Here is an 8927-nt window from a genome sequence, read left to right as displayed (position 1 = left end):
CTGCTGGACAGCGAACGACAGCCGGTGGCTCCGGGTGCTGTCGGCGAGATTTACATTGGCGGAGCCGGTGTGGCACGCGGCTACTTTAAGCGTGCGGATTTAACCGCAGAACGCTTCCTGCCGGATCTATTCAGTGCCGAGCCGGGGGCGCGCCTCTACCGCAGCGGCGATTTGGCACGCTGGCGCGCCGACGGACAACTGGTTTATCTGGGGCGCAACGATGAGCAGGTGAAGATCCGTGGCTTCCGTATCGAACTGGGTGAGATAGCGGCACAACTGAGCCAGCATCCGGCGGTCAGTGACGCAGTGGTGGTGGCACAGGGTGAAGCGAATGCGCTGCAACTGGTGGCTTACCTGATCGCCCAGCCGGGGCAACGCATCGAACCGATGAAGCTGCGTGAATATCTGGCCGCGCGGTTACCGGACTACATGTTACCGGTTGCTTATGTCGCGATCAGTGAACTGCCACTGACACCGAATGGCAAACTGGATAAACGCGCTCTGCCCACACCGAACGTACAGGCATTTGCCCGGGCAGAATACGTCGCCCCTGAAGGCGAGATCGAGCAGCAACTGGCGGCGATCTGGAGTGAATTGTTGGCGGTTGAGCGGATCAGTCGCCATGACAACTTCTTTGCCCTCGGCGGTCACTCGCTGCTGGTGGTCAAAATGTGTGACTTGATCGGCAAACGATTAGGGAAAACGGCACTGGTGGCGACGGTATTTGCCGCCAGCACCCTGGCGGCGCTGGCTGCCAGTTTGCAGGGCAAAGCGTTTGCCGTGCAGGATGCCGAAGCGCAAATGGCGCAGGATAGACACCTGCCCGCGCTGTCGTTTATCTCCGCGTCTGAAGTGGCGTTTGAGCATATTCTGCTCACCGGTGCTGCTGGCTTCCTCGGCATCTACTTGTTGGCGGAACTGCAACAGCAGCATCCACAAGCAACGGTTCACTGTGTTGTGCGTGGTGAGCAGGGGCTAGAACGGTTACGGCAAGCGGCACAGCGTTACCACCTGACACTGGATGAGCAGCGGCTGAAGGTGATCACCGGTGATCTGAGTGCGGTACGCTTGGGGGTATCGGCACGGTGTTGGCAGCAATGGGCACAGCAGATCGACGCGATCTACCACTGTGGCGCCTGGGTTAACCACCTGCACAGCTACCACACGTTGCGCGACAGCAATGTGCAGAGCACCACGGAGTTGTTAGCGTTGTGCTGCCAGGGCAGGGCGAAGCAACTGTTTTACATCTCCACCCTTTCAGCGGCAGCACAGCAAGGTAACCGCTTGTGTGAAGCCGAGCTTGCCAGCAGGTCGCCAATACCAAATGGCTATGTACAGACCAAGTGGGTCTGTGAACACCTGATGATGCAGGCATTTGCGCGCGGCTTATATGGTGCGATTTTCCGCATGGGCAACATTACCGGCGCAACACAACATGGCGCTTCCAATCTAGAGAGCAACCATGCGTTGAGTGTGATGAAAGGCTGCGTGCAGCTGGGTGTGGTGCCGGACTGGCGCGAGAACAGCCTGGATATCAGTCCAGTAGACAGGTTGTCTCAGTTAGTGATTGTTGCGAGCCAACAGCGACATTATCTCAATCGTGCGCTGAATTTGGGTTACCTCGCGACGTTCAGTTGGCAGCATTTGTTCCAGTATTTGCACAGCAAAGGGCACGCGGTACGTTTTGTCTCCCCAGAAAGCTGGTCGCGTGACTGGGTTGTTGGTATCAACAGTGATAACGCGCTCTATCCGTTCAAAGCGTTTTACTTGTCAGCACAACCAGAAACCACACTACAGCAGGTGGAAGTGGTGGAAAAAACGCTGGTTGACGCTGTGGCTGAAGCCATTGATGTCAGTCAGTTGCTGGATGTGTATTATCACTACTGGCGGAAGTCGGGGTTCTTGCCAACGCCTGAGGCGGAGTTGCTGGCGAGCCGCATGGATGATGTGGTGCTATAGCGGCTAGTGGCAGCCTTGGCGGTATTGGCTTGCGGGTTGCGAGCCAATATCTAACATCTAACCGGTTCAGATCGGGGTTGGTGAAGATCTGAACCGTTAGTTTCATCACGGCGAAGCAAAGCTCACACTGAGTGCGCAAGATGGCCTCGCGGTGATAGCGGCTGTGGTGATCAGCGTGTGATCTGCGCCAGCAGAAAATCGACGATCTCTGCGGTTTTGATCATCTGTTTTTCACCCACGCGGCGATGTTTATATTCGATCTCTTCATTATCAAGGTTGCGATCACCAATAACGATCGAATGTGGTACACCGATCAACTCCATGTCAGCAAACATCACGCCCGGACGCTCTTTACGATCGTCCAAGATCACATCGATGCCATGTGTACGCAGGCTTTGGTAGAGCTGCTCAGCTACCGCCTGAACACGGAATGACTTGTGCATATTCATTGGCAGGATCGCCACTTGGAACGGTGCGATAGCATCAGGCCAGATGATGCCGCGTTCGTCATGGTGCTGTTCAATCGCAGCGGCGACCACGCGAGTCACACCAATACCATAGCAACCCATTGTTAATACTTGGTTTCGGCCATCTTCACCCTGTACGGTGGCTTTCAGCGCGGCTGAATATTTGGTGCCCAATTGGAAGATGTGACCGACTTCGATACCGCGTTTGATTTGCAGCGTTCCTTTACCGTCTGGGCTGGCATCGCCTTCAACCACGTTGCGGATATCGGCACTTTCAGGGAGCGGAAGGTCACGTAACCAGTTGATACCAAGATAGTGTTTGCCATCAATATTGGCACCGGCAGCGAAATCACTCATGACGGCCACTGCGTGATCGATGATGATCGGTAATGCGAGATTCACCGGCCCCAGTGAGCCTGGACCAGCACCGATGATGGCGCGGATCTCCTCTTCGTTAGCGAAGGTGAGCGGTGAAGCCACCAGTGGCAATTTCTCTGCTTTGATCTCATTCAGTTCATGATCACCACGCACCAGTAACGCGACCAGTTTGTGGCCGCTGTGCTCACTGGCGTGTACCAGCAGTGTTTTGACGGTTTTTTCTATTGGCAACTGGAACTGAGTGACCAGTTCTGCGATGGTTTTCGCATTCGGTGTATCAATCAAGCGCAGTGCTTCACTGGCGTTAGCACGTTGCTGGCGCGGGGCAACCGCTTCGGCCAGTTCGATATTGGCGGCGTAATCAGATTCGGTTGAGAAGACAATGTCATCTTCGCCACACTCAGCCAGCACTTGGAATTCATGTGAGGCGCTACCGCCGATCGAGCCGGTATCTGCCAGCACGGGGCGGAAGTCCAGCCCCATGCGCGTGAAGATGTTGCTGTAGGCTTGATACATCGCATCGTAGGTCGCCTGTAGCGAGTCTTGGCTGGTATGGAATGAGTAAGCGTCTTTCATCACGAATTCACGTGAACGCATCACGCCAAAACGTGGGCGAACTTCGTCACGAAATTTAGTCTGGATCTGGTAAAAGTTTAAAGGTAACTGTTTGTAGGAGCTAACTTCGTTACGGATAAGATCAGTAATAACTTCTTCATGGGTCGGCCCGAGTACAAACGGACGTTCACCACGATCAACAAAACGCAGCAACTCTGGGCCATATTGTTCCCAACGGCCACTCTCTTGCCATAAATCAGCCGGTTGAACAACCGGCATTGAGACTTCAATCGCATTGGCGTTGTTCATCTCTTCACGAATAATGTTCTCAACCTTTTTCAGTACCCGCAGGCCGGTGGGTAGCCAAGTGTAGAGGCCAGAAGCGAGTTTGCGGATCATTCCGGCACGCAGCATCAACTGGTGGCTGATCACTTCCGCATCGGCTGGTGTCTCTTTCAGGGTTGAAAGCAGGTATTGGCTAGTTCGCATGATATAAGGTTCCGTTAGCACTACACATGTTCGAGCGCTGTTAAAAGAGAGCTAAAGTTTTTCACGGTGGCTTAGAGCCTATCCCATTAAGCGCTATCTTGGCGTCTATTCGATTAGCGCTATTTGCTTTGCCATTTTTCCCCGAGCGGCGTCCGAAATCCTGATTGACGCGCTGGTTGCTGCCGGTTGCCGCTGAGCAAACTGGCTGCGCTAATGGCACCTGCTGGAATAGGCCGCTAGTCTACCAGCGCAAACCCAACGCCAAAAGGGAGCGGACAGAATTTTAGCGACTATCAATGCTCAGCACTTCTGTTTTTTGATCAACAATCCGCCAGCGTAGGTTAAATTCCAGCAGCCAAGCGGCATATTCACGCTGGCTTTCTGTTGACTGTTGGTAGGCGGGGCGCGGATCTTGCGCTAACAACTGGCTGATAAAGCGCCTCAGATGAGGATGGTGTCGCTGTTGCTGCTGTAGTTGCTGTTCGGCTAAGGGGGAAAAAAATACCGCCATATCCGCTGATGGTGCACGCTGGGCAAAACCAGCGCGGGCTTGCGGTAGACTTTCGGCAAACGGCAGATAAGGTTTTATATCGACGACTGGGGTGCCATCGACCAGATCCAGACTACCCAATTTCAGGATCACTTGGTTGCCGTGCTGTTCGATACCTTTCAGCTCAATCAATGACATACCTAATGGATTTGGACGAAAAGTAGAGCGCGTGGCGAAAACACCGATGCGGCTATTACCGCCTAGGCGCGGTGGACGCACTGTCGGACGCCAACCGGAAGCCATCGTCTGGTGAAAAATAAACATGATCCACAGGTGACTGAACTGCTCCAGTCCACGCACGGCTTCAGGTTGATTGTAGGGCGGAAGCAGCAATAATTCGCCACAACCATCAGTGACCAGACCCGGTTGGCGTGGTACCGCAAACTTCTCTTTGTAGGGCGAGCGGATGGTGCCGATCTGCTGAAAAACAAATTCACTCATTGTGATGAAATATTCAGTGCTGTGCCTTGGCAAACCGCTTGCTGGCGGCAACCGGCAACACTACGGGTGACTTGGCACCCCTCTAGCAGCACTGCATTTGCCTGCATGGCGGCAGCGCGAGCTTGCATATTCTGACGTGCGACTGCCAGGCTGGGGGGCGGATCTTGCAGTGAGAGTTGGCATGATTCGCCTGAGACTGGGCCAATTTTCTGGAATGATTTACCTTCCAACAGTTCGCTGTTCTGGTAGATCAGCACTGATGAAGAGGGTTCGCGTGCTGTGGTGTTGTCGGTGTGCCATTTTGAGCAACCGACCAGGACAAGCGCGAGTAAACAAACAGATAATGTACGCATGAAAACTCCTTTGTTGAAGAGGAGCTTATCCCGTTGTGGCGATGGTGCTGGTTAGGTTGAAACTGGGCAGTGTCTGTAACCATCAGGCAGTCGATGCTGCCTAGTTTCAGGTTCACTGCCTTTGTGCTGCCTACTGGGACAAGCGGTTAACTCTGGCTAGCATAGCAAGGCGTAACCAAGTTTGCCTTGCTGCGCTATCAATCAACGGCAAAATAAGCATCACCAACCTTTGACCGCACCACCATTGAAAATCTGGTTAGCGGCTCGGTCGACCTCTTCTGACTGGTAAGCTTTGATAAACTTGCGCACATTTTCAGCATCTTTGTTATTTTCGCGCGCCACCATAATATTGACATAAGGCGAGTTTTTATCCTCAACAAATAGCCCGTCTTTGGTTGGGGTGAGGCCAATTTGGCTGGCATAGGTGGTGTTGATGATTGCCAGTGCGATCTTCTGATCGTCCAGTGAGCGTGGCAATTGCGGTGCTTCCAACTCGATTAATCTCAGGTTTTTAGGGTTTTCAATGACATCAAGTACAGTAGGCAGCAAACCAACACCTGGCTTAAGTTTAATCAACCCCTGTTTTTGCAGCAGGAGCAGTGAGCGGCCAAGGTTGGTTGGATCATTCGGTAACGCGATCTGTGAGCCAGGCTGCAATTCGTCCAGTGATTTGATCTTTTTAGAGTAACCAGCAATCGGGTAAACAAAGGTATTACCGACAGCCACCAGTTTGTAGCCACGATCTTTTATTTGTTGATCAAGATAAGGCTGATGCTGGAAGGCGTTAACCGCAATATCGCCTTTGTTGAGCGCTTCGTTTGGTAACACATAGTCGTTAAAAATCACCAGTTCAACGTTCAAGCCGTACTTCTCTTTTGCGACTCGCTGGGCGACTTCTGCGACTTGCTGTTCTGCACCAACAATAACCCCGACTTTAATATGGTTGGGATCGGTGTCATCCTGGCCGCAGCCGGCCAAACCGAGTGTCGCAATTACCATCCCGATGGCAGCAAGATATTTAAATTTTAATGACATAACTGTTCCTCATTAGGTATGCCTATCCAATAGGCTTTACTGTTGCACCAGTTGCTAGTAAAAATTTGAACCCGCCATAGCGCAGCGGATTATTAACGGTGTGTGACCACTTTCACCAACCGCTCGCCACAAAACTGAATCAGGTATACCAGGATAACCAATAAAATCAAAACAGTATTCATCACTGTGGCGTTATAGCCAATGTAACCATACTGGTAGCCGATTTGTCCTAGCCCGCCAGCGCCGACTGCACCGCCCATCGCCGAGTAGCCAACCAGCGTGATCAGGGTGATGGTTGCTGCATTCAGTAGTCCGGGAAGTGCTTCAGGCAGCAGTACTTTGTTGATGATCTGTATTGGCGTAGCACCCATCGCGCGTGCGGCTTCAACCAAACCATAGGGGATCTCAAGCAGCGCATTTTCCACCATTCGTGCAATAAACGGCGCAGCCCCTACAGTCAATGGCACAATCGCAGCCTGTAGGCCGATTGAGGTGCCGACAATCATACGCGTGAATGGGATCATCCAGACCAGCAGAATAATAAAGGGGATCGAGCGGAACACGTTCACCAGCCCCGATAGCACTCGGTATAGCGTGCGGTTAGCCATGATTTGCCCGGGACGAGTAACGTAGAGCAGTACCCCAACCGGTAAACCGAGCACAAAACCAAAAAAGCCAGAAACGAAGGTCATGGTGACCGTTTCCCCAACACCACGGGCGATCAACCACATCATGGCTTCAGACATAACCTAGTACCTCAACTTTGACTTGATTCTCTTGTAGAAACTGGATCGCTGCCTGTGCATCTTGTTCTGAACCGTGCAGCTCTGCCAACATGACACCAAATTTGACGCCGCCGGCGTAATCCATCTGCGCACTGATAATGTTGTTGTTGACGTTAAAATTGCGTGCGGCTTGTGATAGCAGGGGAGCATCAACCGAACGACCAGTGAACTCAAGCCGTAGTAATGGGTGTAACCCAAGGCGAGGTTCTGGTTGCAGACGTTTGGCATAATCGTCAGGGATATCGAGATGCAGTGTCGATTGAATAAATTGCTGTGCTAGCGGCGTCTTGGGATGTGAAAACACTTCACTGACACTGTCTTTCTCAATCAGACGCCCTTGGCTAATGACAGCAACTTGATCGCAGATACGCTTCACCACATCCATCTCATGGGTAATCAACAGAATGGTAAGTCCCAGACGGCGATTGATATCTTTCAATAACTCGAGAATGGAGCGGGTAGTTGCCGGATCAAGTGCGCTGGTTGCTTCATCGCACAGCAGCACTTTGGGATTACTGGCCAAAGCACGGGCAATAGCGACGCGCTGTTTCTGTCCACCAGAGAGATTGGCCGGATAGGCGTCATGTTTGTCCGTTAAGCCAACCAGATCGAGTAACTCGGTTACGCGCTGCTTGATCTCTGCTCTGGGTGTGCGATCTAGCTCTAGTGGCAGTGCAACATTGCCGAACACAGTGCGTGATGCGAGTAGATTAAAATGTTGGAAAATCATGCCAATTTGTCGGCGAGCCTGCGTCAGTTCACGTTCAGAAAGCGCAGTCAGATCCTGACCATTAACCAAAACAGTACCGGAGGTTGGTCGTTCCAGCATGTTGGCACAACGGATCAGGGTGCTTTTACCTGCGCCAGAAGCACCGATAACGCCATAAATTTGTCCAGCGGGGACGTGCAGCGTAACATCGGAAAGTGCGCTAATAGTCCGAGACCCTTGCTGAAACACTTTAGTGATATTCGAAAGTTTGATCATATTCTTCTTGCTATGAGCGTAAATGCCTGTGAACAGGTAAAAGTAAACCTTGGCTTATGCCAAGGTGTGGTTGAGATGTTAAGGCGTCTAGACGTCTAAGTCAATCTTGCGCCACCGCTTCCTTTTTCACAACTTTTGACGGAAGATGCCATACTACCCGCTGTTTAAGGTTTCCAGGAGCTGAATAAGTGACACAACGTGTTCCCGCTGTTTTCTTAGATCGTGATGGCACAATGAATATAGATCATGGATACGTCCATGAAATAGATGATTTTCAATTTATTGATGGCGTGATTGATGCGTGTCGTGAACTGAAAAAAATGGGCTTCGCGTTAGTTTTGGTTACCAACCAATCAGGTATCGCTCGTGGTAAGTTTAGCGAAGCACAGTTTATGCGCCTGACCGAGTGGATGGATTGGTCGCTGGCTGATCGCGGTGTCGATCTGGATGGCATCTATTTCTGTCCTCACCACCCGCAAGCCGTGGTTGATGAGTATCGGCAACAGTGTGATTGTCGCAAACCACAGGCGGGTATGTTGTTACAAGCACAGGCAGATCTCAACCTCGATCTTGCTGCCTCTTACATGGTTGGCGATAAAATTGAAGATATGCAGGCAGCAGCAGCGGCTGGCGTCGGGCGCAAAGTGTTGGTGCGTAGCGGTCAACCGGTCGATACAGTAGCAGAAGACGCTGCTGATTGGGTATTGGATAGCCTGAAAGCGCTGCCAGATGCGATTAAGAACCGCTGCTAAGTTGTTTGCCACTGGCAGGAAAGTTCAATAAAGCAGCAGTTGAAAAAAAACTGCATTTAACACTTGCGCCATTTTTTGCAGTCCCTATAATGCGCATCCACTGACAGGGCAGCAAGAAAACAAGTTTGCAAAAGTTCCGTCAGTCGAGAGAAAAACCTGAAAAACGGGGTTGACTCTG

The 8927-nt window shown here is 51.8% G+C and carries 8 protein-coding genes; 2 read left to right on the top strand and 6 right to left on the bottom strand.

Annotated features, from left to right (window positions below; genetic code table 11):
• Positions 1–1959: thioester reductase domain-containing protein (locus EOJ37_RS13310; protein ID WP_127960386.1), on the top strand; the 1959-nt coding region annotated here is incomplete at its 5' end.
• Positions 1960–2129: 170 nt separating this feature from the next.
• On the opposite strand, the gene proS is transcribed toward EOJ37_RS13310, so the two are convergent.
• The 6 genes from proS to metN all read right to left on the bottom strand — a co-directional run bounded on the left by proS (position 2130) and on the right by metN (position 7997).
• Positions 2130–3848, bottom strand: coding sequence for a proline--tRNA ligase (gene proS / locus EOJ37_RS13305; RefSeq protein ID WP_127960385.1), 1719 nt, complete (start codon positions 3846–3848; stop codon positions 2130–2132).
• 283 nt (positions 3849–4131) lie between these two features.
• A complete protein-coding gene (gene tsaA / locus EOJ37_RS13300; RefSeq protein ID WP_127960384.1) occupies positions 4132–4839 on the bottom strand; it encodes a tRNA (N6-threonylcarbamoyladenosine(37)-N6)-methyltransferase TrmO in 708 nt (235 codons plus the stop codon).
• Positions 4836–5192, bottom strand: a complete 357-nt coding sequence (gene rcsF / locus EOJ37_RS13295; protein ID WP_127960383.1) for an Rcs stress response system protein RcsF — start codon at positions 5190–5192, stop codon at positions 4836–4838. Before rcsF ends, tsaA begins: the two co-directional genes overlap by 4 nt.
• A 219-nt stretch (positions 5193–5411) precedes the next feature.
• A complete protein-coding gene (locus EOJ37_RS13290; RefSeq protein WP_127960382.1) occupies positions 5412–6227 on the bottom strand; it encodes a MetQ/NlpA family lipoprotein in 816 nt (271 codons plus the stop codon).
• A 92-nt stretch (positions 6228–6319) separates the two neighbouring features.
• Positions 6320–6973, bottom strand: coding sequence for a methionine ABC transporter permease MetI (locus tag EOJ37_RS13285; protein WP_127960381.1), 654 nt, complete (start codon positions 6971–6973; stop codon positions 6320–6322).
• Entirely contained in the window at positions 6966–7997 is a 1032-nt protein-coding gene (gene metN, locus EOJ37_RS13280; protein ID WP_127960380.1) for a methionine ABC transporter ATP-binding protein MetN, read from the bottom strand. Before metN ends, EOJ37_RS13285 begins: the two co-directional genes overlap by 8 nt.
• A gap of 188 nt (positions 7998–8185) precedes the next feature.
• Here metN and gmhB point away from each other — a divergent pair, with 188 nt between their 5' ends.
• Positions 8186–8749 carry a D-glycero-beta-D-manno-heptose 1,7-bisphosphate 7-phosphatase gene (gene gmhB / locus EOJ37_RS13275; RefSeq protein ID WP_127960379.1) on the top strand — a complete coding sequence of 188 codons (564 nt, stop codon included), beginning with the start codon at positions 8186–8188 and terminating at the stop codon, positions 8747–8749.
• Positions 8750–8927 lie beyond the last annotated feature (178 nt).

This window comes from Serratia microhaemolytica, assembly GCF_004011885.1.
GTDB lineage: Bacteria > Pseudomonadota > Gammaproteobacteria > Enterobacterales > Enterobacteriaceae > Serratia_G > Serratia_G microhaemolytica.
This window is presented reverse-complemented; position numbering and strand designations above follow the sequence as displayed.

Coding starts and splice junctions, on each gene's coding strand:
- EOJ37_RS13285 (WP_127960381.1), bottom strand. CDS start 6,973: ATGTCTGAAGCCATGATGTGGTTGATCGCCCGTGGTGTTGGGGAAACG.
- EOJ37_RS13290 (WP_127960382.1), bottom strand. CDS start 6,227: ATGTCATTAAAATTTAAATATCTTGCTGCCATCGGGATGGTAATTGCG.
- proS (WP_127960385.1), bottom strand. CDS start 3,848: ATGCGAACTAGCCAATACCTGCTTTCAACCCTGAAAGAGACACCAGCC.
- metN (WP_127960380.1), bottom strand. CDS start 7,997: ATGATCAAACTTTCGAATATCACTAAAGTGTTTCAGCAAGGGTCTCGG.
- rcsF (WP_127960383.1), bottom strand. CDS start 5,192: ATGCGTACATTATCTGTTTGTTTACTCGCGCTTGTCCTGGTCGGTTGC.
- tsaA (WP_127960384.1), bottom strand. CDS start 4,839: ATGAGTGAATTTGTTTTTCAGCAGATCGGCACCATCCGCTCGCCCTAC.